Annotated in this window: 27 protein-coding genes and 1 pseudogene; 13 read left to right on the top strand and 15 right to left on the bottom strand. The window is 59.5% G+C overall.

Annotation, left to right across the window (positions count from 1 at the left end):
• Nucleotides 1–216: 216 nt before the first annotated feature.
• Nucleotides 217–693 carry a copper chaperone PCu(A)C gene (locus AU074_RS25690; protein ID WP_076017102.1) on the bottom strand — a complete coding sequence of 159 codons (477 nt, stop codon included), beginning with the start codon at nt 691–693 and terminating at the stop codon, nt 217–219.
• Nucleotides 693–1,298 (bottom strand): SCO family protein, encoded by a 606-nt coding sequence (locus AU074_RS25695; protein ID WP_076017103.1) that lies wholly within the window; start codon nt 1,296–1,298, stop codon nt 693–695. Before AU074_RS25695 ends, AU074_RS25690 begins: the two co-directional genes overlap by 1 nt.
• A gap of 162 nt (nt 1,299–1,460) precedes the next feature.
• Between AU074_RS25695 and AU074_RS25700 the strand changes: the two genes are divergently transcribed.
• Nucleotides 1,461–1,844, top strand: a complete 384-nt coding sequence (locus tag AU074_RS25700) for a DUF2946 domain-containing protein (RefSeq protein ID WP_076017104.1) — start codon at nt 1,461–1,463, stop codon at nt 1,842–1,844.
• Between the two features lie 62 nt (nt 1,845–1,906).
• Nucleotides 1,907–2,461 (top strand): putative natural product biosynthesis protein, encoded by a 555-nt coding sequence (locus tag AU074_RS25705; RefSeq protein ID WP_076017105.1) that lies wholly within the window; start codon nt 1,907–1,909, stop codon nt 2,459–2,461.
• On the opposite strand, the gene AU074_RS25710 is transcribed toward AU074_RS25705, so the two are convergent.
• Nucleotides 2,436–3,365 carry an aromatic alcohol reductase gene (locus AU074_RS25710; protein ID WP_076017106.1) on the bottom strand — a complete coding sequence of 310 codons (930 nt, stop codon included), beginning with the start codon at nt 3,363–3,365 and terminating at the stop codon, nt 2,436–2,438. The genes AU074_RS25705 and AU074_RS25710 overlap by 26 nt on opposite strands.
• A 90-nt stretch (nt 3,366–3,455) precedes the next feature.
• Between AU074_RS25710 and AU074_RS25715 the strand changes: the two genes are divergently transcribed.
• Both AU074_RS25715 and AU074_RS25720 read left to right on the top strand, forming a co-directional pair.
• Entirely contained in the window at nt 3,456–3,860 is a 405-nt protein-coding gene (locus AU074_RS25715) for a helix-turn-helix domain-containing protein (RefSeq protein WP_076017107.1), read from the top strand.
• 131 nt (nt 3,861–3,991) lie between these two features.
• On the top strand, nt 3,992–4,492 hold the full coding sequence (locus AU074_RS25720; RefSeq protein ID WP_076017108.1) for a DUF2165 family protein: 501 nt from the start codon (nt 3,992–3,994) through the stop codon (nt 4,490–4,492).
• A gap of 123 nt (nt 4,493–4,615) precedes the next feature.
• On the opposite strand, the gene AU074_RS25725 is transcribed toward AU074_RS25720, so the two are convergent.
• A complete protein-coding gene (locus AU074_RS25725) occupies nt 4,616–5,272 on the bottom strand; it encodes a metalloregulator ArsR/SmtB family transcription factor (RefSeq protein ID WP_076017109.1) in 657 nt (218 codons plus the stop codon).
• A 190-nt stretch (nt 5,273–5,462) separates the two neighbouring features.
• Between AU074_RS25725 and AU074_RS25730 the strand changes: the two genes are divergently transcribed.
• Nucleotides 5,463–6,521: a YhcG family protein gene (locus AU074_RS25730; protein ID WP_076017110.1), complete on the top strand. Its 1,059-nt coding sequence runs from the start codon at nt 5,463–5,465 to the stop codon at nt 6,519–6,521.
• Nucleotides 6,522–6,598: 77 nt separating this feature from the next.
• A complete protein-coding gene (locus AU074_RS25735; protein WP_076017111.1) occupies nt 6,599–7,798 on the top strand; it encodes a lysozyme inhibitor LprI family protein in 1,200 nt (399 codons plus the stop codon).
• Nucleotides 7,799–7,802: 4 nt separating this feature from the next.
• Here AU074_RS25735 and AU074_RS25740 read toward each other — a convergent pair whose 3' ends face one another.
• The 4 genes and pseudogenes from AU074_RS25740 to AU074_RS25755 form a co-directional block, all read right to left on the bottom strand.
• Nucleotides 7,803–8,123: a hypothetical protein gene (locus tag AU074_RS25740; protein WP_076017112.1), complete on the bottom strand. Its 321-nt coding sequence runs from the start codon at nt 8,121–8,123 to the stop codon at nt 7,803–7,805.
• 66 nt (nt 8,124–8,189) lie between these two features.
• Nucleotides 8,190–8,303 (bottom strand): annotated as a pseudogene (locus AU074_RS34650) (general stress protein); the annotation flags it as partial.
• Nucleotides 8,304–8,470: 167 nt separating this feature from the next.
• Nucleotides 8,471–8,947, bottom strand: coding sequence for a hemerythrin domain-containing protein (locus AU074_RS25750; protein WP_008435010.1), 477 nt, complete (start codon nt 8,945–8,947; stop codon nt 8,471–8,473).
• A gap of 191 nt (nt 8,948–9,138) precedes the next feature.
• A complete protein-coding gene (locus AU074_RS25755) occupies nt 9,139–9,696 on the bottom strand; it encodes an ATP-dependent Clp protease proteolytic subunit (RefSeq protein ID WP_076017114.1) in 558 nt (185 codons plus the stop codon).
• 156 nt (nt 9,697–9,852) lie between these two features.
• Here AU074_RS25755 and AU074_RS25760 point away from each other — a divergent pair, with 156 nt between their 5' ends.
• Entirely contained in the window at nt 9,853–10,074 is a 222-nt protein-coding gene (locus AU074_RS25760) for a PLD nuclease N-terminal domain-containing protein (protein WP_063030824.1), read from the top strand.
• 54 nt (nt 10,075–10,128) lie between these two features.
• On the opposite strand, the gene AU074_RS25765 is transcribed toward AU074_RS25760, so the two are convergent.
• The gene (locus AU074_RS25765) at nt 10,129–10,689 is read right to left on the bottom strand and encodes a type 1 glutamine amidotransferase domain-containing protein (RefSeq protein ID WP_076017115.1); all 561 of its coding nucleotides are present in this window, start codon (nt 10,687–10,689) and stop codon (nt 10,129–10,131) included.
• Nucleotides 10,690–10,718: 29 nt separating this feature from the next.
• On the bottom strand, nt 10,719–11,222 hold the full coding sequence (locus AU074_RS25770) for a DUF4142 domain-containing protein (protein WP_076017116.1): 504 nt from the start codon (nt 11,220–11,222) through the stop codon (nt 10,719–10,721).
• Between the two features lie 197 nt (nt 11,223–11,419).
• Here AU074_RS25770 and AU074_RS25775 point away from each other — a divergent pair, with 197 nt between their 5' ends.
• The 3 genes from AU074_RS25775 to AU074_RS25785 are packed head-to-tail and all read left to right on the top strand — an operon-like array spanning nt 11,420 to nt 12,828.
• Nucleotides 11,420–11,644, top strand: coding sequence for a hypothetical protein (locus AU074_RS25775; RefSeq protein ID WP_076017117.1), 225 nt, complete (start codon nt 11,420–11,422; stop codon nt 11,642–11,644).
• A gap of 15 nt (nt 11,645–11,659) precedes the next feature.
• Entirely contained in the window at nt 11,660–12,091 is a 432-nt protein-coding gene (locus AU074_RS25780; protein ID WP_076017118.1) for a DNA methylase, read from the top strand.
• Nucleotides 12,091–12,828, top strand: coding sequence for a DUF72 domain-containing protein (locus tag AU074_RS25785; RefSeq protein WP_076017119.1), 738 nt, complete (start codon nt 12,091–12,093; stop codon nt 12,826–12,828). The genes AU074_RS25780 and AU074_RS25785 overlap by 1 nt, the downstream gene beginning before the upstream one ends.
• Here the strand turns inward: AU074_RS25785 and AU074_RS25790 are convergent.
• The 4 genes from AU074_RS25790 to AU074_RS25810 form a co-directional block, all read right to left on the bottom strand.
• Entirely contained in the window at nt 12,782–13,837 is a 1,056-nt protein-coding gene (locus tag AU074_RS25790; RefSeq protein WP_076017120.1) for a D-isomer specific 2-hydroxyacid dehydrogenase family protein, read from the bottom strand. The two genes, AU074_RS25785 and AU074_RS25790, sit on opposite strands and share 47 nt — an antisense overlap.
• A gap of 46 nt (nt 13,838–13,883) precedes the next feature.
• On the bottom strand, nt 13,884–14,672 hold the full coding sequence (locus AU074_RS25795; RefSeq protein ID WP_076017121.1) for a DeoR/GlpR family DNA-binding transcription regulator: 789 nt from the start codon (nt 14,670–14,672) through the stop codon (nt 13,884–13,886).
• 410 nt (nt 14,673–15,082) lie between these two features.
• Nucleotides 15,083–16,024, bottom strand: a complete 942-nt coding sequence (locus AU074_RS25805) for an alpha/beta hydrolase (protein ID WP_076017123.1) — start codon at nt 16,022–16,024, stop codon at nt 15,083–15,085.
• 98 nt (nt 16,025–16,122) lie between these two features.
• Nucleotides 16,123–17,010 carry a LysR family transcriptional regulator gene (locus AU074_RS25810; protein ID WP_076017124.1) on the bottom strand — a complete coding sequence of 296 codons (888 nt, stop codon included), beginning with the start codon at nt 17,008–17,010 and terminating at the stop codon, nt 16,123–16,125.
• A gap of 131 nt (nt 17,011–17,141) precedes the next feature.
• Here AU074_RS25810 and AU074_RS25815 point away from each other — a divergent pair, with 131 nt between their 5' ends.
• Nucleotides 17,142–17,987, top strand: coding sequence for an SDR family NAD(P)-dependent oxidoreductase (locus tag AU074_RS25815; RefSeq protein WP_076017125.1), 846 nt, complete (start codon nt 17,142–17,144; stop codon nt 17,985–17,987).
• Between the two features lie 3 nt (nt 17,988–17,990).
• Here AU074_RS25815 and AU074_RS25820 read toward each other — a convergent pair whose 3' ends face one another.
• Nucleotides 17,991–18,746: a DeoR/GlpR family DNA-binding transcription regulator gene (locus AU074_RS25820; protein WP_076017126.1), complete on the bottom strand. Its 756-nt coding sequence runs from the start codon at nt 18,744–18,746 to the stop codon at nt 17,991–17,993.
• An 82-nt stretch (nt 18,747–18,828) separates the two neighbouring features.
• Here AU074_RS25820 and nudK point away from each other — a divergent pair, with 82 nt between their 5' ends.
• Nucleotides 18,829–19,416, top strand: a complete 588-nt coding sequence (nudK, locus tag AU074_RS25825) for a GDP-mannose pyrophosphatase NudK (protein WP_076017127.1) — start codon at nt 18,829–18,831, stop codon at nt 19,414–19,416.
• The gene (locus AU074_RS25830; RefSeq protein WP_076017128.1) at nt 19,416–20,618 is read left to right on the top strand and encodes a lipase family protein; all 1,203 of its coding nucleotides are present in this window, start codon (nt 19,416–19,418) and stop codon (nt 20,616–20,618) included. The genes nudK and AU074_RS25830 overlap by 1 nt, the downstream gene beginning before the upstream one ends.
• Nucleotides 20,619–21,424: the final 806 nt, after the last annotated feature.

Here is a 21,424-nt window from a genome sequence, read left to right on the forward strand (position 1 = left end):
GGCTTGCGCAGGCTAACGAGTTGTTTTGCAGATTGAAAATATATAGAAAGTGTTGAAGCGAGATGTTTTAGATATGAGGGAATTTCGTTGTGGCGAGGGGGCTTGTCCTGTGGCGAGGGGGCTTGTCCCCCGTTGGGCTGCGTAGCGGCCCMAAAAAAAGCGGGAGCGCTGCGCACTCCAACGGGGGACAAGCCCCCTCGCCACAGGTAACAGCGATCAATGCATTTTGCTGTGATCCATCGTCTCCATTGCATTTAATGCACGGGCCTCAGCCTTCACTTCAATCGACTGCTTTTCACCCTTGGCATTTTCCACGGTGACGGTCAGTGGCACCTGGTCGCCTTCCTTGATCTGGGCGGTGAGGTCGATCAGCATCACGTGATAGCCGTCCGGGTCGAGCTTGACGGCCTTGCCGGCGGGCAACGCAACCGAGTCCACCGGGCCCATGCGCATCACGTCGTCCTTCATGGCCATCTCATGGATCTGCACGGTCTTGGCGATCGGCGAAGCCACGCTGAGCAGTTTGCTGTCGGTGTCGGCCGTAACGGTCATGAACGCGCCGCTGGACGGCTGGCCCGGTACCGAGGCGCGTACCCAGGCGTCGGTGACCACTGCCTGTGCGCTGGCGTGTGCGGCGAGGCCCAGCAGGGAAAGACCGAGGGCGAAGCGTTTGAGGTGTTGAACGGCAGTCATTAGCAGACCTCCATGACGGTGAGCAGGTCTTCTGCGCACTCTTTGGCGTTAAGCGAGGCAGACAGGCCCAGGCGCAGGGTGCCCCGGGTGTCGAACACAAAGCTGGTGGCGGTGTGGGAGAGGGTGTAGCTATCGCCGGCGGGGATCTTTTCATAAAAGATCCCGAATTCCTTGGCAGCCACAGCGATTTCTTCCGGGGTGCCGTACAGCGCTTCGAAACTCGGGTCGAAGGCCTTGACGTAGGCGTCGAGAATCTCGGGTGTGTCGCGTTCCGGATCGAGGGTGATAAACACCACCTGCATGATCTTGCCGTCGCGGCCCATCAGTTTTTTCGCCTGGGCCATGCGCGCCAGTGTAGTCGGGCACACGGCCGGGCATTGGGTGAAGCCGAAGAACACCACCGGCATCAAGCCGCGGAAGGAACTCAAGGTGACGGTTTCGCCGTCAGTGTTCTTGAGCTTGAAGGTACGGCCCATGATCTTGTCGCTCAGATCCTTGCCGTACTTGAAGTTCAGTTTCGGGCTGTTGTCACAGCCGGCCAGCAGGCCCAGTCCCAGCAATCCCATGCCGGAGAGGACTTTGCGGCGGGTGAATAACGTACTCATCAACTGTGCATCCTGTGAAGCGCCTGGGTACCACGAAGCGTTAAATCAGGCGAGGAGAGCGTGGCATTCTAACAACCTGGGGCTGCGGGCGTAATCTGCGACGTTCTGTCACAGGCATGGCAGGGCAAGGCCAAATGTCGGAGCTGTGATAAAGTCGCCGCCATGAAACTGACCCGCCCGGACCGTTCGCTCATTGCCTGGACTCTGTATTTTTGCGTCCTGTTCAATGTGTTCGTCTGCGGTTTGGGCCATGGGCAGATGATGGGCCTGGAGCTCAATGGCCTGGGCGGGCAGTTCTGTTCAAGCCTGGGCACCAAGGCGCCGGCCTCGGATGCCGGCCTGGGTAATCCGACGGCCAGCAGTTGGTCGAACTTCTTCGCCTGCCCGGTGTGCTCCGCCGTGACCCTGGGCATCGTCTTCCTGTTTTGCCTGGCCTGGCTGTTGGGCCTTGGGCAAAAGCCGCGCCCGGCCCATGAGCAGCGTAACAAGGCGCCTCCGCGGTATTCCTGGCCCTCGGCCAACCCTCGCGCTTCCCCTGCATTCTGACGTGTGCCTTGGGCTTCCTGTTACCAGGAGGCGTTCTATCGTCACGAGTGTGAGTGCGTTCCATGAGCTCTATCCTGCCTTCCGGCGCTGCCCGCCTGGTCAGCAAGGCGTCGCGCCGTCCGTCGCGCGGCAACGTGTTGTTGCCGTCTGTCGAATACCCGAGTAACGCCCGTTGTTTCGTCCACCTGGACGCACGGTTGCTGCCGTACTGGCACACCTTGTTCGACATCTGTCCCGGTTTGCTCAAGCTCGACCCACCGGAGGGCTTGAACCTGTTTCGCAGTTTCATGACCTGGGCTTACCGCAATCGTCCCTCCCTGAACTGGACCTACCACGTGAGTGTGTGCCGTTGGTTGCTCGGTTCGGTGTATCGCACGCAGATCGATGAAGAACCCATCGAAGCGTTCATGACGGCGGCGGCAGCCCGTTGGGTCAACGATGACACCAGCCAGGCCCGGGGCCTGGTCCTGGCCTGGCAAGGTTCACCCCTGCAGGTGGTGGACTGGAAGCAGGGCAGCGGCGTACTGCTGCAAAACTTGCCGCCGTTTCCGGGGGATTTCGCCTGGTGCGCGCTGGATAGCCAGGGAAGGTTCAGCGGGTGGTTGCCGGTGCCTTGAGGTTTTGCTCGATCCACTGGGCAACGCTGGTTACGGCAATCTGCTGTTGGGCATTGAAGGTGACGGCGGGGTCCCAGGCCACGCCGTTACCTTGGGCGAAGGCCACCCGGTATTTCATCAGATTGTCCTCGGGTGCAGCGGCCAGTTCCGCTTCCAGGTACGGCACCGACCAGCGTTCGCGTTTGAGCGTGAGCCCCAGTTGCGCATCCACGGTATCTGCCAGCTCGCCGTAGGTCAGGGTGTCGCCGGCGGTGTACACCACCTGATTGGTGATCGCCGGCTCGCTGAACAGGATGCGCGCTGTCAGCAGGCCGATGTCCTCAGGGGTGGTGACGGTGACAGCGGTTTCCCAGTCTCCCAGTGCATGCACGGTATTCTGCGCCAGGTCGACGACGCCGAAGGACGGCTCAAACAGGAAGCTGGTGAACATCCCGGTGGAGACAATCACCCATTGCGTGCCCTGTTGGTCACGCAGCAAGTCGCGCACATCAAGCTGTTCGTCCCACAGGTCCTGGGCCGAACCGCGGCCGATCACGTCGTAGTCCACGCCGAACTGCCACGGTACATATCGCTTCACGCCGCCTGCGATGACCGCGCGGGTCAGCTTGCGCTGGGTGCCGGGGCCTGCGGCAAAGCCGATGCAACTGATCACGGTGTGATAGTCGGCGAACACCGTTGCCAGTTCGGCCTCGGGGCCGTTTGCCAGGTCACCGGCCAGCAGCTCAATGCCCAGGGCGCGCAGCTCGGTGATTTCCTGCTGTTTGGCGGGGTCGGGGGAGTTCAGTGTGGCGGGGCGCAGCAACACCGTCACAGGCACATTTTGCGGTGCAGCCAGGCGTGACAGTTGGCGCAGTACCGCCAGGCCCAGTTCGCCGGCACCCAGTACAAGGATCGAAGCAGTCATAGGGTTCTCGATTCGGTTGAAAGTCATGCCATGCTTGCAGAATTGCCGACGGGGCATAAGAAGGCACACCAGTGATACCGGGAGTAGAAGGTGGACAACGACGAGATCATCAGGCGCTCACAAGCCGCCTGCGAAGCCCTTAGCGCCGATGAAGACGGGCTCAAGCGCCAGGTGCTGACCCATGCGGGAAACCGCTGGTCGTTGGGCATCGTGCACCTGCTAGGGGTCAACGGGCGCCTGCGTCACGCCGAGATTGGCCGCCGCATGGAGGGCGTTACCCAGCGCATGCTCACGCGCACGTTGCGCCAGCTGGAGCGCGATGGCCTGGTGTTGCGCCACGACTTTCAGGAGGTGCCGCCCAAGGTTGAATACCAGCTGTCGGAGCTGGGCAAACAGCTGCTGGTGCACATGATTCCGTTGTGGACGTGGGTGGTGGAAAACGCCAACGGATTCAGGTGTGCCCGGGAGCAGTTCGATGCTGAGCAGGCGCCGTGATCAGGGTGTGGACTGATCAATTAAGAAAGTATTAGCTTGTGTAATTAAGGCGGCGTTACGTATTATCCAAATATGTTCTTGGATATAGGCCCAAGACCTGATTTTCGCTGTCGGCGAACAAGGAGTTTTGGATGAGCGAAGAAGCATGGCTGCCGGGAGGTTCTGCCGGGTTGTTCCTAGGCACGCAGGCGTTGGGCTTGAGTGTCTGGCTGACCCTCGCCGTGGTCAACAACGGGCAGGCTTTTCGCAGCTCGGTCGGTGCGGTGGGCGCGACCATGGCCATGGCGCCACTGCACCAGGCTCCGGCCATCGACATCCCTCTGTTGAGGCGCGCTGTGCGTTCCCCGCGCCTGCATCAATTGGCCCTGCTGATTGTGTTGGCGCTGCAAGTTATCGCGGCAGTGGCGGCATGGACCGGCAGCTACCAGTTGATCCTCGGTGATGGCCTCTCGGCCGCCCGGCCATGGCTCAATCTCGCCCTCAGCGGCTTCTCGGCTTTCGTGTTTGCGATGCTGCTGGGTGGCTTGTGGTTTGGCTACTGGATTCGCCAGGAGGGCTTGCAGCTGACGCACTTGGTGCTGGCGATCTGGGCGCTGCTGGCGTTCGCACTGTTCAACCTGCAATGGGCCTGACTTCGGCCTGAGGCTTAGGCTGCGATGGACTGCGCAGCAATTGTGAGTCCTGAACCGTTGGTGTATCCGGGACACTGCGGCGCTGGAATTGCGGTTGCTGCGCAGCCCATCGCAGCCTCTTTCTTACGGGCGGCGAGGCTGGATGCTGTAGGCGCAGCGTCGGTCCCCGGAGATCAAATGCTCGCACCGTTCCACCACATTCTCATCGCCCAGCGCTGCCTGGAAAATCTGCAACTCCGAGCGGCAAAACCCCTGGCATTTACGGGCGGCCACGCAGATAGGGCAGTGGTTTTCCACCAATAGCCAGCCATTGTCCAGCGGCTCCATCTGCGCCATATACCCGGCGCGCTCGCGAATCTGCACCAGGATCTCGACTTTCTCCTGCAAGCTGGATGCGACGGAGCAAGCCTGGATGTATTCGTGCTTGGCGGTCGCCTCCATGCTGGCGATGACTTTTTCCACGCCTTCGCTGCCAAAAATCCCTTCGATGGACTCGATCAGGTGCAAGGTCAGAACACTATGGGAATCCGGGAATTTGCCCTGGGCGGATTCGGTCAGCGTCCACTTCAGGGATGGCCGACCGGCACCCGAGATCGGGGCCGACACACCGACAATCAACTCCGCGACCTGCAGCTTCTGGATCTGCTGGCGAGCGGCTTCGGAGGTGATGTCCAGCAGCGCCGCCAGGTCCGTGGTTTTCAAGGGGCCACGGGTCTTGAGCAGGAACAGGATGCGGTCCCCGGTGGATGCCTGGCTGTCGTCGGTGGGTGTGGCGTTCATAGATCAGGAATAACCATGGAAGTGACCGGCTCATTTGACCACAGCGGGCACGGCGGGGCACCTTTTGATCTGCATGAAGGCTCTCTCGTGAAGGGTTCCAGTTGATTTGTATCGAAAGCATTCTGCTGGCCCATCACGCTTTTTTCCCTCGCTACTATCGGCCGCCTGCCAAACCCACGAGGGAAAAGGAATGAGTGAGACCCCCGACAGCCTGATCACACCACCCGAGGGATACAGCGACTGGCTGACTGATCTCAAGGGTCGAATCCACTCCGCCCAGCAGCGCGCCACCCTGGCGGTAAACCGCGAGCTGGTGTTGCTGTACTGGCAAATCGGCCAGGATATTTTGACCCGGCAAGCGCGGCAGGGCTGGGGCACCAAGGTGATTGAGCGACTGGCGCAGGATTTGCGCTCAGCGTTTCCGGAGATGAAGGGTTTTTCGCCGCGCAACCTGAAGTACATGCGTGCATTTGCGGAGGCGTGGCCAGATTCCGAATTTGTGCAACAGGCTGCTGCACAATTGCCTTGGGGCCATAACCTGGCGTTGCTGGACAGGTTGCCCGGCCCTGAAACCCGTCGCTGGTACATCGCACAGGCCATCGAACACAACTGGTCGCGCAACATCCTGGTGATGCAAATCGAGGGTCGCCTGCTGGAGCGCAGCGGCAATGCGGTCAGCAACTTCGAGGGACTGCTGCCCAAAGCCCAATCCGACCTGGCTCGCGAATCACTTAAAGACCCTTACCGTTTCGACTTCCTGGGCCTGACCCTTGACGCGCAGGAGCGTGAAATCGAAAACGCCCTGGTCAAACATGTCACCGATTTTTTGCTGGAGCTGGGCGCCGGTTTTGCCTTCGTGGGACGGCAAGTATTGCTGGACGTAGGGGGCGAGGAGTTTTTCGTCGACCTGCTGTTTTATCACCTCAAGCTGAGGTGCTATGTGGTAATCGAACTCAAGGCCGGTAAATTCAAACCCGACCATCTGGGGCAGTTGGGTTTTTACCTCGCGGCGGTAGACGCCCAGCTCAAGCACCCGCAAGACCGCCCCACCATCGGCCTGCTGCTGTGCAAGAGCAAGAACGAAGTAGTGGCCGAATACGCTCTGCGTGACAGCTCCCGTCCTATTGGGGTTGCCGAGTATCAGCTGGTGGAATCCCTGCCGGCAGAGCTGCAAACCAGCCTGCCCAGCATCGAACAGATTGAGCGCGAGCTGGCAAGTGATCGCCCCTCCATGGCAAGTGCTTCGTAGCAGAGTGCCGACAGGCTGGACATTGGCAGGCGCGTCGGCACAATAAGCGCCTGAAAGGAACTCACCCAAGGAAAGCCATGGCCCGCCGTATTAATTTTGCCTACCCAATGTTGTTGCTCGCTGGCGTGCTGATGGGCGCAGGGATGCCTGCCAGTGGCGCGTCCTTCGATTGTAAAAAGGCCGCTACACCGGTGGAAAAGGCGATTTGCGCCAATCCCGAACTAAGTGAACTCGACAGCACGTTGGGCGTTTATTACAGCCAGGCAATGGCCAAATTGGCACCTGACCCGCGTGACGAACTGCGCCGTGGCCAGCGCACCTGGCTGCAGGCTCGCAACGCGTGTGCCGGTGCCCTGGGCTCGCTCCCAAGCTGCCTGCAATCTCAACTGAGCCAGAGAGTGGTTGAGGTAGGCACGATCACCCACAAGGATACGGCGGCCCTTGACGCAATTATCGCCAGTATTCCTTACCATCCGGCCCAAGCAACAGAAGGGCTCAGACGTTACCCGATGAACGATCTGGCTGCTGCATGGCTGGTCTACCTGCAGCGTTTCGAGCCTGACAGTGGCGTTACGGAGAATGAGGCCGAGGAGAATCGCAAGCAGGTCCTCGTTGCGCTCAAGGAAGACAGTTTTCCCTGGTCGATCTGGCAGGACCTGCAAAACGATCCCGTCGTCAGTCGTGACCGGGTGATGTTGACCTTGCTGCGCATGATGATTGAACGTCAGCAGTATGAGTTATTCGCCGACCAGCGCCCGTATGTGCACTGCTTTGTCTTCAGCCGGCAGGGCGAGGTCGCGTATGAGTCGTTCGGGTCGTTGTACGGCTCCACCCGCGACAGCTTTGCGCCGATCTGTGGCCCCCAAGGTGATCTGTTTTCACAGCCGGCGTGGAAGCGGCTCGACGACAGTTTGACCGAGCCTTTGTCCACGGCCTCGCAGAACGAGGGCACGATCCGCTTTGCCAGCTATGCCGACTGGAGCGCTCTTTCGCTCAAGGCCACCGCGTCACCTCGGCTGTTCCTCCAGCCAGGCGCCGCAGGGAAGGGCCAGGATCCTGAATTAACCCTGCGTAACTGGGGCGCCGATAAACAGTGGCCCGCCAAGCAACGCCAGCAGGCGCTGGCGGCCATTGAGCCGACGCGCCAAGCGACGAGCGACTGGTTGCAGCGCGAGCGCGGCTTCTCTGCAGTTGATGCCCGGCAAGCGTCCCGGGAAATCGTTCGGCAGTGGTTAAATCTGCGCCTGGACTTTATCGGTGGTCCAAGCGAGCTCTAGTTTCTCAACTTCCCGATGCAGGCGCGGTTTTCTTGCCACTCTTGCTGGCCGGGTGCTGAGTCGAGGAGCCTTTGTGGCGCGTGCTCTTCACGCTTTTTGACGGCGCGGGCGCTTTGGTTTCAGTGTCCTTGCGGCCACTGCTGTCGGCCGCTGATGGGCTGCTGGGATAGGTGCCCGGCGGCAGTGCCGAGCCTGGGATACTGTTGCCGCTCAAGGCGGGCGTCTCGGGTGCGGTGTTGTCGCCGAAGGCGGCGTAGGCAGGGGCATACAGTACGAGCGTCAAGCTGGCGGCAAGTACGATCCGTTGGGAAATGCTGGTCTTCATGACTCAATCCCTCTTGGCGATGGGGACCGAAGCCCGGAACACATCCAGGCTTCGGCGACGCCTCAATCAAGACTTCTTGGAGCCTGGAGCGTGGCTATGAGCCCCGCCTTTTTTGCCCGCTTCAGAAGCCTTTTCGCGGTCATTGGCGAAGTTGCCGCCTGAACCCTGGCCGCCGCTTTTACGGTTTGTGTCTTGCTGGTCCTTGTGACCAGCACCTGGTGTGGTTTTTCCGCTATTAGCCATTTTGAAAACCCTCAATGATGAGCGAATCAATGGTGTTGCCTAATTGGGAATCCTCCAGCCAAATCAAAGTTTGAAATAGTTTCCAGGCATGCGACGAATGGGCATCAAGCGGCCATTGGCTTCGCGCCGGGTGCTTTCTTGTGCGCGGCTTTCATCGCTTCCATCTCCGCGCCAAGCTCTTCCAGCAAGGCCTTGCCCAACAGCTTCCTGGCCTGTGGGAACATCTCGCTTTCCTCTTCCTCGATATGGTGTTCCAACAGTTCCTTGACGACTTTCACGCGACCGGAAAACTCGGTGGTGGAGGGCGAAGTCTGCTTCAGGTCCGGCAGGACGAGGGAGTCGACGGTGCGATGTTCTTCTTTGGCTTCGTGGTACATGATTTCCTGATCCTTACCCCCCGCCTTGCGAAATGCCGGGTAGAGGATCTCTTCCTCAAGTCGGGTGTGCAGGCTGATTTCCATCTCCAGTTTGGCCAGTAGCTCAGTGCGTTTTTTTACGCCGCGCTCGGTGGACTCACTCAGTTGGTTCAGGATGGCTTTGACGCGTTCGTGGTCGGCCTTGAGAAGGTCAATGGCATTCATGGGTGACACCTCACGGGTAGTGAAAGGGCGGGTCGAAATGCCCGCCTCGTCCAAAGCTCTACAGCATGAGTTGTACCAAGTTGAACAGAATAATTATTCACTTATAAATCAATGGCTTATGTTTAATAAAAATCGACGCGGGTCGTGCAGGTTGCACGGTCAGGTATTGGCTTGCATGCATTAAACAATGCCTATCCGCCGCTGACTTTCCAGTGCTTGACGTCGTCCGCAAACACGATCTGTTCAAACTCATGGGCAATTCCGTAGGCCAATGACTCGTGGGCGGCAATCACTTTTTCTTCTGCGGACAGGCACTTGAAGATGTCCAGGTGGGTTTCCGCCGTGGCGGTTTCCAGTTCATAGATTTTCACGTAGCGCGCCAGGTCGTTATCCAGGCTCGAAAGGTACTCGCGCAGGCGCTGGTGATCGACGGAGTTCTGGCTGAAGTACCAGTTCATCGGGTGGATCAAAAAGCGTGAGTGGGGCGTGGTGATGCGGCGACCGGCCGCCAGGAACATGATGATGCCCATGGACTCGATATTGCCCGCATTGATCGCACACAGTGGCACCGGCAGCGATTTGAGAAAGGTGTAGAGGGTAAAGCCGAAATTGGTGCTGCCACCGGTGGTCGACAGGTTCAACAGCAACGAGCTGGCACCTTGCTCGATCGCCTCCAGGCAACAATCACGAAAGCGCTCGGTGGTGCCCTGATCGATCTGGCAGTGAAAGTGGATGATGTGCTCGGTCATCCTGGGCCTCCGTGGGGTGAGAGGTGACGTGCAGTTGAGTCTAGAAGGTTACGGCGCATGTGCCGCAACCGTTGGGCGAGAGCCATCCGTTGTAATTTTAATGAACCCTCGGGCGTGTTGCTTGACCTAACGCATACGACCTCAGGAGGATGAATCATGCAAATCGAATATGTCTGGATTGGCTTGGCGGTGATTCTGGTGCTGCTGGAACTGTGGGCGATCAATAGCGTGCTGCGCAGTGGCAGTGGCTGGGAAACCAAGGGTTTATGGTTGGTGGTACTGATCTTCATGCCGCTGTTGGGGCTGATCCTCTGGGCGCTGTTTGGGCCCAAGGGTGTGAACCGCGCGACGCACGCTGCTGAGCACGGCAAAAGCTGAGACAGAATCGAAAAAGAACAGGCGCCCAAGGGCGCCTGTTTGCATTGGCTGGCCTCAAGCCGCCAGTGTTTTGGCAATCGCCTCGTTGAACGCCGGCAAATCATCAGGCGTGCGTGAGGTGATCAACGTCCAGCCATTGGCCGGGCATTCTTTCACCTGCGTATCTACCCAGTTGGCTGCGCCGGCATTCACCAGATCGGTGCGCACGCTTTTGTAGGAGGTGAGGGTCTTGCCTTCGATCACGCCGGCATCGATCAGGGCCCAAGGGCCGTGGCAGATGGCGGCGACGGTTTTACCGGCCTTGACGAAATCATTGATCAGTCGCAAGGCATCGGCATCCTGACGCAGGGTGTCAGCGTTGACGGTGCCGCCGGGGATGACCAATGCATCAAAATCACTGCCGTGCAGATCCGAAAGCTTGGCATCGGACTCCACTGTCCTGTCTTTCTCGGTGTCCTGGAGAAAGGTCTGGGTGCTGCCACCTTTGCTCGAGCCGTGGGTTACCGTGGCGCCAAAACCGCGCAGGGCTTCCAGCGGCTTGAGCAATTCGTCGCGCTCGATGCCAGTGTTGGAGGTGATGATCAGAATCTTCTTGCCGTGCAGTTGCGAACTCATGGTCGAGTGTCTCCTGAGTGGGTAGATGATTAATTGGCGTGCTGGGATTGCAGCTCCTTGGCCATCTTCAAGTGGGTTTCGAGCGTCGGCAGCGTCTTCTCGGCAAACGCCTTCAGTTCGGCGTTGTCCGAAGACGCGGCTTCTTTTTTGAAAAGCGCCACGGTGTCTTCATGGGCCTTGACCTGGTTGTCGGCGTAAGCCTTGTCGAAAGATTCTTCACGAATCTCCAGAATCATTTTTTTGGCCTTGTCGGTCAGGCTGGCGTCATCCGGTACCTTGATATCAAGCTTCGTCGCCAGGGCAGTCAGCTCTTGGTTGGCCTTGGTATGGTCGGTGATCATGTGCTGGGCAAACGCTTTGATATCAGCAGCGCCGCTCTTTTCCAACGCCAGTTTGCCGGCCTCCACTTCAGTAATTCCGCCTTGGGCAGCGGCGTCGACGAAGTCATTGGAGGAGGCTGCCATGGCTACGCCAATCGAGCCCGCGGCCAGTGCAAAGGTCAGTCCCATTTGTTTCATCAGCAAGTGCTTCATGATGCTTCTCCTGAAGAATGGCGCGATGCCGTTACCTGACTGTTGAGCGGGCGCCTGCGCAAAAGGTTTAAATTAATTTGCGCTTATTTCTCCGGGCCGCAGCCCACGCAATTTCCTTGAACTATCAAAAAACCATGGGCTCTGCTGCATAACGGCTCCGCGCTTGAGCGTGATCTTTTAACAGCAGGAGAATCACCATGGGCACTGAAAAAACCGCCGACAAAACCCCCGATGCAATCAGCTCCGAACAGGCGCAGAAAGGTCGCCAGGTGGACGACCAGGACAGCGCTTTACAGCGCCCCAACCCCCAGACTGAAACCGTTGATAAGGTGATCACGCCGACATCCATTAAGGACACACAACGGCAAACCGACCAGATCAACGAGCAAGCCGCCAAGGCCGAGCGCAAGCTGGGCAAGTGAATAACGGAGGTAGTCATGGGCCGATCCATCAGCGCCGGTGAGCTGGGTATTGAACTCAAGCCTGGCGATGACAACGCGTTGTTCAAGTGGTTTATCGCAAGCTTCTTGATGGGCAAGCGCATTCAGGCGCAGATCGCGGCCCAGGCCTATCAGGTAATTGTGGTGAAGCATGGCCGGGACACCCCGCGCAAATTGCAGCACTGCACCTCCCGCGAGTTGGTGGCCATGCTCGGCGAGGCGCATTACGTGCGTTACGACGAAAGCACCGCGCAGCGCCTGCTGGACCTCAGTAGCAAGTTGAACGCAGAGTACGCGGGCAAGATCAGCCAGATACACGATGCCAGCGCCGACCGTGAGGAGTTTGAGAAGCGCCTGAACGCGTTCGAGGGCGTCGGGCCGAAGACGGTGGAGATTTTCATGAGGGATGCAGCGTCGGTGTTGTTCTGATGCCGATTTTTCTGGGGTGTGCCGGTTGGAGCCTGCCTCGTGAGCAATGGCCACGATTCCCCCCGCACGGCACCCATCTGCAGCGTTATGCGTCGTGCTTGAATGCGGTTGAAATCAACAGCTCCTTCTACCGTCCCCATCGCCCGCAAACCTATCAACGATGGGCCCAATCGGTGCCGCCCGGCTTTCGTTTTTCGGTCAAGTTGCCTCGGCATATAACCCATGAATTACGTCTGCATGACTGTGGTACGGCATTGGATGAATTCCTTGCACAGTGCCTGCAGTTGGGCGATCGCCTGGGCTGCTTGCTGGTGCAATTACCGCCTTCATTGAACTATGAGGCAGCCGTCGCTGCCGGTTTCTTCACGGCCTTGCGCCAACGCTTCGCCGGCAATGTGGTGCTGGAGCCGCGGCATGCCAGTTGGGTGCATGCCGAAGGCATGTTGCAGGAGTACCAAATAGGCCGGGTGGCTGCCGACCCACCGGTAATCGCTGAAGGTGACGTACCGAAAGGCTGGCAAGGCGTGCGTTATTGGCGCCTGCACGGTTCGCCGCGTATCTACCACAGCGCCTACGAAATGGATCGACTGCAGGCCTTGTGCGCGGCCGTGCAAAGGTCATCGGCCGAGGGTGTTCCCACCTGGTGCATCTTTGACAACACCGCCAGTGGCCATGCGGTTGCGGATGCCCTTAGCCTTCAAGCGTTGCTTGGTAATAGGCATGAATGTGGTCAATGATCTGGGTTGACGCCTCGCTGATCGCCGCACGGGTATTGCCTGCGATATGCGGCGTGAGTATCGCGTTGGCAATGCCAGTCAACGGCGATTCGAACTGATCTTTTTCCCGGGCAAAGGTATCGATGGCGACGCCCTTGATGTGGCCGGGAAAGCGCGTGATGAAGCTTGCCAGTTGGCCCTCGTCGACGATTCCGCCACGGGCGGTATTGATCAGGATCGAACCCGGTTTCATCCGCGTGAACGCTGTGTTGTCGAACAAACCTTTGGTCTGCGCGGTGAGCGGCGTATGGATGGATACGACGTCGGCCTCATCCAGCAATTCGCCAAGTGTGGCGCGCCATTGCAGGCCCAGGTTGGCGGCGGCCTGTCGGGTGAATCGCTCGGAGCCGGTGGCAATCACTTGCATGCCCAGAGCGCGGGCCTTATGGGCGAGCGCCTGGGCGATTCTGCCCGTGCCCACCAGTCCCAGCGTCAACTCGGCGATTTGCAGCGTGGGTGCAAGCAGGCCCTTTGACCACTGGCCTTGATGGGTTTTAGCGTTGTAGAGATTGAGGTCCCGAGACAGAAACAGCGTTTGAGCCAGCACATATTCAGCCACTGCCGTTGCGTTGGAACCCGGGGTATTGAGTACGGTCACGCCACGCTCGGCGGCCGTCTGCAAGTCGATATGGTTCAGCCCGACGCCGGCCTGGGCGATTGCCTGTAACGGGTTACTTAGATCAGGCGAAGCTGCAGCGTTGAGCAGCGCCGTGCCCAGGGGAATGTTCAAGCGGGTCTTGAGTACGCTGTAGCCTCCAGCTTTAACCACCGCGCTGATCAGCGAAGGTGTGTCGTGGCAGTTGATATCCACGAACTGAATACGCCCGGCGTAACGGGATTTGATGCTGTCCTGGTCGGTGAAGTAGTGCAAGTTGAGGGTGATATCCAGGCGGTATGCCAGGCATCGTTCGATCTCATCATGGAGCAGGGGAGGGTTGGGGGCATCCAGGATCAGCACGGGAAACGCCATGGGAATATTCCTCTGCGAAGGCTACCGGGCCTTTATGGGGGGCTTGTCAGGCATCCACTTGCATCACCTCCAGCCCCAGGCATTCGTAAGCCTCGACGCTGCCCGGCGGCACATGCCACTCGGTAATCAGGGTGTGAATGCGGCTGCACGGTGCCACCACAAATGGCTCCACGGCGCCCAGTTTGTCGGCCAGGGTGACGGCCACCACGTGGGAGGCGCTGTCGAGCATAGCTCGTTTTACCGCCACCTCCTCAAAGTGCAGCGAGCTGATGCCGACCTGAGGATGCAGGGCGCACACGCCCGTGAACAGCAGGTCTGCCTTGATGCCTTGGATCAGCCGCAACGCTTCGTGCCCGCTGGCCGCCATGGTCACCGGGTTGAGTTGACCACCGGCGAGGATCACCGTCACATTGGGGTGTTCGGACAACGCGATGGCAATCATCGGTGAGTGGGTGACGGCGGTCAGCTTGATGGAATGCGGCAAGGACTGAGCGATTTGCAGGGTGGTGGTCCCGGAGTCGAACAGCACGATCTGGCCATCCTCCACACGGTCGGCGGCGAGTTGCGCCAAGTGGCGTTTGGTCGCGGTGGCTTCGCCGAAACGCGTGAAGAAGTCCTTGCCGGTGTCCTTGGGCCGCGGCAGTGCACCGCCGTGCACACGTTGCAGTAGGCCGGCAGAGGCGAGTTCGCCAAGGTCGCGGCGAATGGTGTCCTGGGAAACAGCGAAATGTTCCACCAGTTCCGAGGCGGTAACTTTACCGTCGCGCTCCAGCAGCAACAGGATCTTCTGTTTGCGCAGGGAGGGCAGGTCGACGGCGGCATGGGTGTTATGCATGTTTGTGCTCGTTAATGCGTGTTTATGCGAGATTAATCAGCATTAGGCGCAAACGCAATGGGTGGTTGCTCTGACGACGTCCTGCAAGATGTGCTGAACAGCCTGACGAAACCGCGCTGGGCCATGGGCATGCTCGGTACCCGGCACCAGGGTTTTGATTCACGAGGGGACGCAGGAGATTTTGCTGCCGGGAAGCTTTCCAACAGGGCATTGCTGAGCAAAAAAATCGTAAAAAAGTAAAAAGAGTTGTCCACGAAAACCGTGGGTATCTCTGTGGATAACTTCCCTTGAGCCCGGCGGGTATGGCGATTTAACCTGCGGTTAATATTTGATCAGTCGCTGTTTATGGCCAGTATGGGCAGGCTTTTCGCCTTGACAGGCACCGACGAAACCGGTGCCGAAATGCAGATTTACGAGTTGTTCGGGCGCCCTGTGGAGGGGCCGGCCACCTGAGTTGGACGCTTCGATTGCATCAGGCTGTCCAGGGCCTGGCGATAGGTGCGCCCAGCCAGCCGCATGCTGTCGTTATGTGTGGCACCGGGCACCAGCAACAGGTGTTTGGGCTCTTGTGCCGCGTCAAACAGTTGCTGGCTGAAACGCGGTGGCACAAAGGCGTCGGCGAGTCCGTGAACCACCAGCAGCGGCATGTGGATATCGGCGATCTTGTCGATCGAATCAAACTTCTGCGAGAGCAACCAGCGCACCGGCAACGAAGTCTTTGCCACCGCCGTGGCGACGTCCGCCAGTGACGTGAACGTGGACTCGATCACCAGCCCGCGTACCGGCGGCGGCACATGATTATCCGCTGCCTGTTTGCCCAGTTCCGCCGCGAGGTCGATGGCCACGGCGCCACCCAGGGAGTGCCCGTAGATCAGCCGCTTGGCGGGGTCCGGTTGCAGCACCTGGAAGCGTTCCCACGCGATGCGCGCGTCTTCGTACACGCTGGTTTCCGAAGGCAGGTCGCCCTGGCTCTGGCCGAAGCCGCGATAGTCGATGGCCAGCACCGAGAAGCCCAGGGCCCGCAGTTGCTCAATGCGAAACAGCTGGCCGGTGAGGTTCCAGCGCACGCCGTGCAGATAGAGAATCGCCGGCGCGTCCTTCTGTGCAGCGGGCCACCACCAGCCATGAATGTTTTGCCCTGACTTGAAACTCGAAGGTTTCAGGTCGAATTCCTGCACATCGCGCGGCAACCCGCTGTACCAGCTGGCAGTGCCCGGCTCGACGCGAAACAGCAGCTCGCGCTCCTTGTGTTGCAGCACCGCACACCCCACTGGAAGGCCGATGATCAAGACGGCCATGCACAGCAGGGGAAACCAGCGCAGGCCGAGGCGGGACAGCAAACGTGAAGACATGAAGGTTCCAGGAAAGAGGCGAAGCACGGTTTTTAACAGATGCCTTGGCCCCACAGGAAATATTTAGACAGTCGTCACTGGGCATTGCTTGCAAAGTATTACAGCGCTCCTTCCAGTACTGAGAAGAAGTGCCCGGGCAATGGGGAAGGATTGTCGGTGCTCCAATTGAGGTAGAGCCCGATGGTGGAAGGCGAGGCGCAGAGGGGAAGAAACACCACCTTGTCACTGCTGATGGAAAGGGCAATCGACTCCGGGACCAGTGCCACGCCGAACCCGCATGCCACCAGGCCAATCAGGGTGTGCAATTGATCGGCTTCCTGGACCACGCGCGGATAGAAGCCTGCGGCCTCGCACAAGTCGATCAATTGGTGGTGATAACCACTGCCCAATACCTGGGGGGTAAACACGAAGTCTGCGCCCGCAAAATCCCTAAGCTCGATAGCAGCATTTCCGGCATCGGGATGGTCCAGGGGCAGTGCCATCAGGATAGGTTCGTCGAGCAGCAGCCGGGACGCGATGTTATCCGCCTGACCCGGCAGATAGCGCAAAAAGGCGATATCCGCATCTCCGCTTATCAGGGCTTTGGCCTGGCTGGCAGAGGGCATTTCCTTGATCACCAGCTGTACCTCGGGAAACGCCAGGCGAAACTGCTTGAGGGCATCGAGCAGCCAGGGATAACCGGCGATCGAGACGGAGGTGATGGTGAGTGTGCCGGCGACGCCTTGGGACACCTGCCGGGCGTGTTCGACACCTTGCTGCAATTGCCCGAGGACGGAATAAGCCGTCTGAAGAAACGCCGCCCCGGCCGGCAGCAGCCGCACTCCGCGTCGGTCCCGCTGCAGCAGGGCAAACCCCAACTTCTGCTCCAGGCGATTGATCGCCTGGCTCAACGCCGGCTGCGCCATATGCAGGCGCAGCGCGGCCTTGTGAAAGTGCAGCTCTTCGGCAACGGCAATGAACTGGCGCAGTAGGCGGGTTTCGATCATCTCGGCTGTTCCTTCAGGTGAATGGCCCTGCATGGCCTGATACGCGGCGGGTATCAATATCGCTGTTTTTCAGTATTAAACAGTGCGGTTGCGAGTTGTTAGGGTGGGGCGCCTATGAGGAGAACGCAACGATGGACTTTACAGGTAAAACCGCAATTGTGACCGGTGCCGCCCGTGGTTTGGGCTTCAGCTATGCGCGTGAGTTGGCACGCCTCGGCGCGCAGGTGGTGATCAGTGATATCGGAGCGGACACCCTCGGCGATGGTGCGGATCCACAGGTGGTCCAGGCGGCTGCGCTGGCGCTTCAGAGCGAAGGCCTACAGGTGGTTGGCCACGCGGGTGACCTGTCCGGTGAAGCGGGTTGCCGAGAACTGATCGAGTGCGCGATCACCCATTTCGGGCAGCTCGATATCCTGATCCACAATGCCGGCTGGGTGGGTTATCAGCCGATCGAGGCCGCCGACGCGGCGTTTATCCGGCGGGCAATGGACATCAATGTGTACGCGGCTATCTGGCTGTGCAAACACGCCTGGCGGCACCTCCAGCACTCCACCGCACCGCGCATTGTGCTGACCACCTCGGACCGAGCGATGTACACGCACTATGCCCAGCCGGGACTCGTGGCCTACAGCGCGGGCAAGATGGCGCAATTGGGGATCATGAATGCGTTGAGTGGCGAAGGGGCCGAGGATGGAATCCTGGTCAATGCCATCTCCCCGGTAGCCAAGACCCGCATGTGGGGCGTGACCGGCGAGCCGGACAACCTCAAGCCTGAATGGGTAACCCCCGGGGTGATCTTCCTGGCCTCGGCGTTGTGCCTGGACAGCGGCTACATCCTGCGGGCCAGTAACGGTCAGTTCACCGCCACACGTTTCGCTGAGAACCCGGGCGTCGAGTATCCAGTTGACCTGGCGCGGGTCAAAGCCTCGGACGCTACGCAAGTCGCCGCATCATGGGAGGCCATCAAGGAGTGTTGACGGTCACGCAAGATAAAGCGTCAGCCCTTGGGCCTCATAGGGTTGCAGCAGTGCCGGCGTCGTACTGGCCAATGCGACGATCGCGCTGACATGTTCCAGCTCCACCACCTGGTAGGGCGATGCGGTATTGAGCTTTTCCGAGGTGGCCAGCACGATGGTTTCAGCCGCGGCGTGGCATAGCGCGCGCTTCACCACCGCCTCTTCATAATCGCCGGTAGACAGCCCGGCACTCGGGTGCACACTGCAAACCCCCATGAAATACAGGTCGGCGTTTACCCGGCCAATGGCCTCCAGCGTGGCCGCGCCAACCCCCACCAGTGAGTGGCGAAACAGCCGGCCGCCGAGCATGATCACTTCAATCTGCGGATGATCCACCAAGGCCATGGCAATCGACGGGCTGTGGGTGACCACGGTGGCGTTCAGGCCCGCTGGCAAGTGATGGGCCAGTTGCAGGCATGTGGTACCGCCATCGATAAACACCACCTGGCCGGGTTGCACAAGTTGCGCCGCCGTGCGGCCAATGGCGATCTTTTCCTCGGGCACCAAGTGTTCCCGTACCGAAAAATCAGCCATCGCGGGCGAAGCCGGCAAGGCACCGCCGTGCACCCGCAGCAGCAAACCTTCCTTGGCCATTTCCCGCAAGTCGCGGCGAATCGTGTCCTCGGACACCTCCAATGCCTGGCTCAACTCCTTGGCAATCAGCCGGCCGTCGCGGTGCAATGTATCCAGCAGGTGTTGTTTGCGTTGTTGGGTCAGCATTGGTAGCTTCCTGCACGTTTTTTCTTGACTGTGCACGATTTTGCACGACATGCTGAATAACACAAGACAAAAAGGCCCGGCCATGGAAAACAGCCCCGTTCGTATTCACACCGAGGAACTGCTCTCGGATAACTGGTATGTGCTGAAAAAGTACACGTTCGACTTGCGCCGCCGCGACGGCAGCTGGCAGTCCCAGACCCGCGAAATCTATGACCGGGGCAATGGCGCGACCATCCTGCTGTACAACCGCGAACGGCGCACGGTGTTGCTGATTCGCCAGTTCCGCATGCCGACCTTCGTCAATGGCTACCACGGCTACCTGATCGAGTCCGCCGCCGGCTTGCTGGACAACGCCAGCCCCGAGGAACGCATTCGCCTGGAAGCCGAAGAAGAGACGGGCTACCGTGTGGGCCATGTAGAAAAAATCTACTCGGCCTTCATGAGTCCTGGCTCGGTGACTGAACGCATTCACTTCTTTATCGGCGAATATCAGCCGGGTGACCGGGTCAGTGATGGTGGTGGCTTGGAAGATGAAGGTGAGGATATCGAGGTGCTGGAGCTGGGGTTTGAGGCCGCGCTGGCCATGGTAGAAAGTGCCGAGATCGTCGACGGCAAGACCATCATGCTGTTGCAGTATCTTGAATTGCGGATGTTGAAAGAGGGCTGGTGATGTCGCGTCGGGTGTCGCTTGCGCTGGCGATTTTGCTTGCGGGATGCACGGGTGTGAGTGCCGGGCAAACGCCTGTTGGTGATGGTGGTGTTCCTGCGTTTTATACCTGGACCGACAAGCTGCCTGCATCACCTGGGCAGATGCTGCGTAGCGAGCCGTTGACCGGCCAGCAAAGCCTTGCCGATGCAGGGAAGAATATCCGCATTTTGTACACGTCCACCGACGGTCTCGACACCCACAAACGGGTTGTCGTTTCCGGGGCGCTGTTCCTGCCCAAGGGTACGCCGCCGCCGGGTGGCTGGCCGCTGATGGCGTGGGCTCACGGCACGGTAGGCAGCGCCGATATCTGTGCGCCGTCGTTCGCCGGTCGCAGCCCGCGGGATACGCGCTATCTCAATTATTGGCTGGCCCAGGGCTACGCCATCGTCGCCACTGATTACCAAGGGCTCGGGACACCTGGCCTGCATCCGTATGGGCTGACCAGTCCGCTCGCTTATGGTGTGCTCGACAGCATTCGTGCGGTGATGGCGGGTGATTTCGGGCTCTCCAGGCGTGTTGTAGTGTTCGGCCAGTCACAGGGTGCACGTGCTGCGTTTGCCACGGCGGTCTATTGGAAAGACTATGCGCCTGAGTTGAATATCGTCGGTGTGGTGGCGACGGGTACGCCTTACGCCGCGGCCCATAAAACGGGTGACAGTGCCGAGTTGGAAAAGGCACGCCGTTCGGTGGTGCCGACCTTTGCCTACAACTTGCTGCGGCTGAGTACTGCGACCTTGTTTGATCCTTCGTTCGTGCCTGCCGACTATTTGAGCGAGCGCGCGATGCCTGCGTTTGAGAGCAGCCAGCGGGATTGTTTGCATGCCATTGAGCAGCGGGTGGTGGCGGATGGGCTTACGTTCAATGACAGCTTCAGGCGCTCGCCGAAAGCGGCACTCGACAAGGTTTATCGTGAGTCGGCGTATCCGACGTTGAAGACGGATATTCCGGTTTTCGTGGGCACGGGTGGCCAGGATCGGGATGTGTTTGTGCCGGGGCAAAAGGCGCTCGTCAGGGATGCGTGCAAGGCGGGGGACCGGATCGAATGGCATTTTTATCCTGAGCTTGATCATTCTGCGACGGTCAATGGTTCGCTGGGGGACTCGACGCCGTTTGTGCGTAAGGCGTTTGCGGGGGAGGTGATTGGTGGGAATTGTGGGGGGTAGTTTTTGGTTTTTGGGGTAGGTGTGTATATCCGTTATTTAGGTAACGGATGCCTATGGTTTCGCTCTTACAGCGAGTCACTTTTGAAAAGCCGGAATGCCGGCCCAGTCAAAAGTAACCAAAACGCTCTGCCCCGCCTGTCGGCACCTCGCCTAGGCTCGGTGTTCCCTCACTTCGGCATTACTCCGCGGGCCGCCGCGACGGGCCATCCATGGCCCGGCGCGGGTAAACCGGCGTCCTGCCGGTTTACCCGCTCCGCACTGCCTGCGTTCGGCCTCGGGCTGAATGGGGCAGTCAGATCAAGATCAACAGCAGATCAAAAGCAAGAGCACAGCGGCCTACAGGCCGGCTTGAGTGTTAAAAGCGAAAGCAGAGCTGCTTTTCTGTTTTCTGTAGGAGCGAGCTTGCTCGCGAAAAACCTGAGAACGCCGTGTTGAATCAGGATGCCCGCGTCATCGTTAACGACCTTCGCGAGCAAGCCCGCTCCCACATTTGGACCGTGCCCGCTTTAGCTTCTGATCTTGCTGTTGCTGTTGCTTCACCACACTCAAGCCGGCCTGTAGGCCGCTGTGCCCTTGATCTGCTTTTGATCTTGATCTTAGGCGCCCCGTTAAACCACGCTGGCCGAACGCAGGCTTTGGAGCGTGGGTAACCCGGCAGGACGCCGGGTTAGCCGCGCTGGGCCAAGGATGGCCCATCGCGGCGGCCCACGGTCCAAAGCCGGAGTGAGGGCACACCGAGCCCAAGCGAGGTGCCGAGTGGTGGGGCAAGAGCGTTTTGCTTACTTTTGCGCTGTTCAAAAGTGAGC

It is taken from the genome of Pseudomonas sp. ATCC PTA-122608 (assembly GCF_001952855.1).
GTDB lineage: Bacteria > Pseudomonadota > Gammaproteobacteria > Pseudomonadales > Pseudomonadaceae > Aquipseudomonas.

Bases quoted from the DNA above. Each gene is read 5' to 3' on its own strand.
- AU074_RS25830 (WP_076017128.1), top strand. From the start codon at position 19,416: ATGTCGCGTCGGGTGTCGCTTGCGCTGGCGATTTTGCTTGCGGGATGC.
- AU074_RS25760 (WP_063030824.1), top strand. From the start codon at position 9,853: ATGCAAATCGAATATGTCTGGATTGGCTTGGCGGTGATTCTGGTGCTG.
- AU074_RS25765 (WP_076017115.1), bottom strand. From the start codon at position 10,689: ATGAGTTCGCAACTGCACGGCAAGAAGATTCTGATCATCACCTCCAAC.
- AU074_RS25790 (WP_076017120.1), bottom strand. From the start codon at position 13,837: ATGGCGTTTCCCGTGCTGATCCTGGATGCCCCCAACCCTCCCCTGCTC.
- AU074_RS25740 (WP_076017112.1), bottom strand. From the start codon at position 8,123: ATGAAGACCAGCATTTCCCAACGGATCGTACTTGCCGCCAGCTTGACG.
- AU074_RS25815 (WP_076017125.1), top strand. From the start codon at position 17,142: ATGGACTTTACAGGTAAAACCGCAATTGTGACCGGTGCCGCCCGTGGT.
- AU074_RS25720 (WP_076017108.1), top strand. From the start codon at position 3,992: ATGAGCGAAGAAGCATGGCTGCCGGGAGGTTCTGCCGGGTTGTTCCTA.
- AU074_RS25785 (WP_076017119.1), top strand. From the start codon at position 12,091: ATGCCGATTTTTCTGGGGTGTGCCGGTTGGAGCCTGCCTCGTGAGCAA.
- AU074_RS25795 (WP_076017121.1), bottom strand. From the start codon at position 14,672: ATGCATAACACCCATGCCGCCGTCGACCTGCCCTCCCTGCGCAAACAG.
- AU074_RS25695 (WP_076017103.1), bottom strand. From the start codon at position 1,298: ATGAGTACGTTATTCACCCGCCGCAAAGTCCTCTCCGGCATGGGATTG.
- AU074_RS25735 (WP_076017111.1), top strand. From the start codon at position 6,599: ATGGCCCGCCGTATTAATTTTGCCTACCCAATGTTGTTGCTCGCTGGC.
- AU074_RS25730 (WP_076017110.1), top strand. From the start codon at position 5,463: ATGAGTGAGACCCCCGACAGCCTGATCACACCACCCGAGGGATACAGC.
- AU074_RS25820 (WP_076017126.1), bottom strand. From the start codon at position 18,746: ATGCTGACCCAACAACGCAAACAACACCTGCTGGATACATTGCACCGC.
- nudK (WP_076017127.1), top strand. From the start codon at position 18,829: ATGGAAAACAGCCCCGTTCGTATTCACACCGAGGAACTGCTCTCGGAT.
- AU074_RS25725 (WP_076017109.1), bottom strand. From the start codon at position 5,272: ATGAACGCCACACCCACCGACGACAGCCAGGCATCCACCGGGGACCGC.
- AU074_RS25780 (WP_076017118.1), top strand. From the start codon at position 11,660: ATGGGCCGATCCATCAGCGCCGGTGAGCTGGGTATTGAACTCAAGCCT.
- AU074_RS25775 (WP_076017117.1), top strand. From the start codon at position 11,420: ATGGGCACTGAAAAAACCGCCGACAAAACCCCCGATGCAATCAGCTCC.
- AU074_RS25750 (WP_008435010.1), bottom strand. From the start codon at position 8,947: ATGAATGCCATTGACCTTCTCAAGGCCGACCACGAACGCGTCAAAGCC.
- AU074_RS25805 (WP_076017123.1), bottom strand. From the start codon at position 16,024: ATGTCTTCACGTTTGCTGTCCCGCCTCGGCCTGCGCTGGTTTCCCCTG.
- AU074_RS25770 (WP_076017116.1), bottom strand. From the start codon at position 11,222: ATGAAGCACTTGCTGATGAAACAAATGGGACTGACCTTTGCACTGGCC.
- AU074_RS25690 (WP_076017102.1), bottom strand. From the start codon at position 693: ATGACTGCCGTTCAACACCTCAAACGCTTCGCCCTCGGTCTTTCCCTG.
- AU074_RS25755 (WP_076017114.1), bottom strand. From the start codon at position 9,696: ATGACCGAGCACATCATCCACTTTCACTGCCAGATCGATCAGGGCACC.
- AU074_RS25810 (WP_076017124.1), bottom strand. From the start codon at position 17,010: ATGATCGAAACCCGCCTACTGCGCCAGTTCATTGCCGTTGCCGAAGAG.
- AU074_RS25710 (WP_076017106.1), bottom strand. From the start codon at position 3,365: ATGACTGCTTCGATCCTTGTACTGGGTGCCGGCGAACTGGGCCTGGCG.
- AU074_RS25700 (WP_076017104.1), top strand. From the start codon at position 1,461: ATGAAACTGACCCGCCCGGACCGTTCGCTCATTGCCTGGACTCTGTAT.
- AU074_RS25705 (WP_076017105.1), top strand. From the start codon at position 1,907: ATGAGCTCTATCCTGCCTTCCGGCGCTGCCCGCCTGGTCAGCAAGGCG.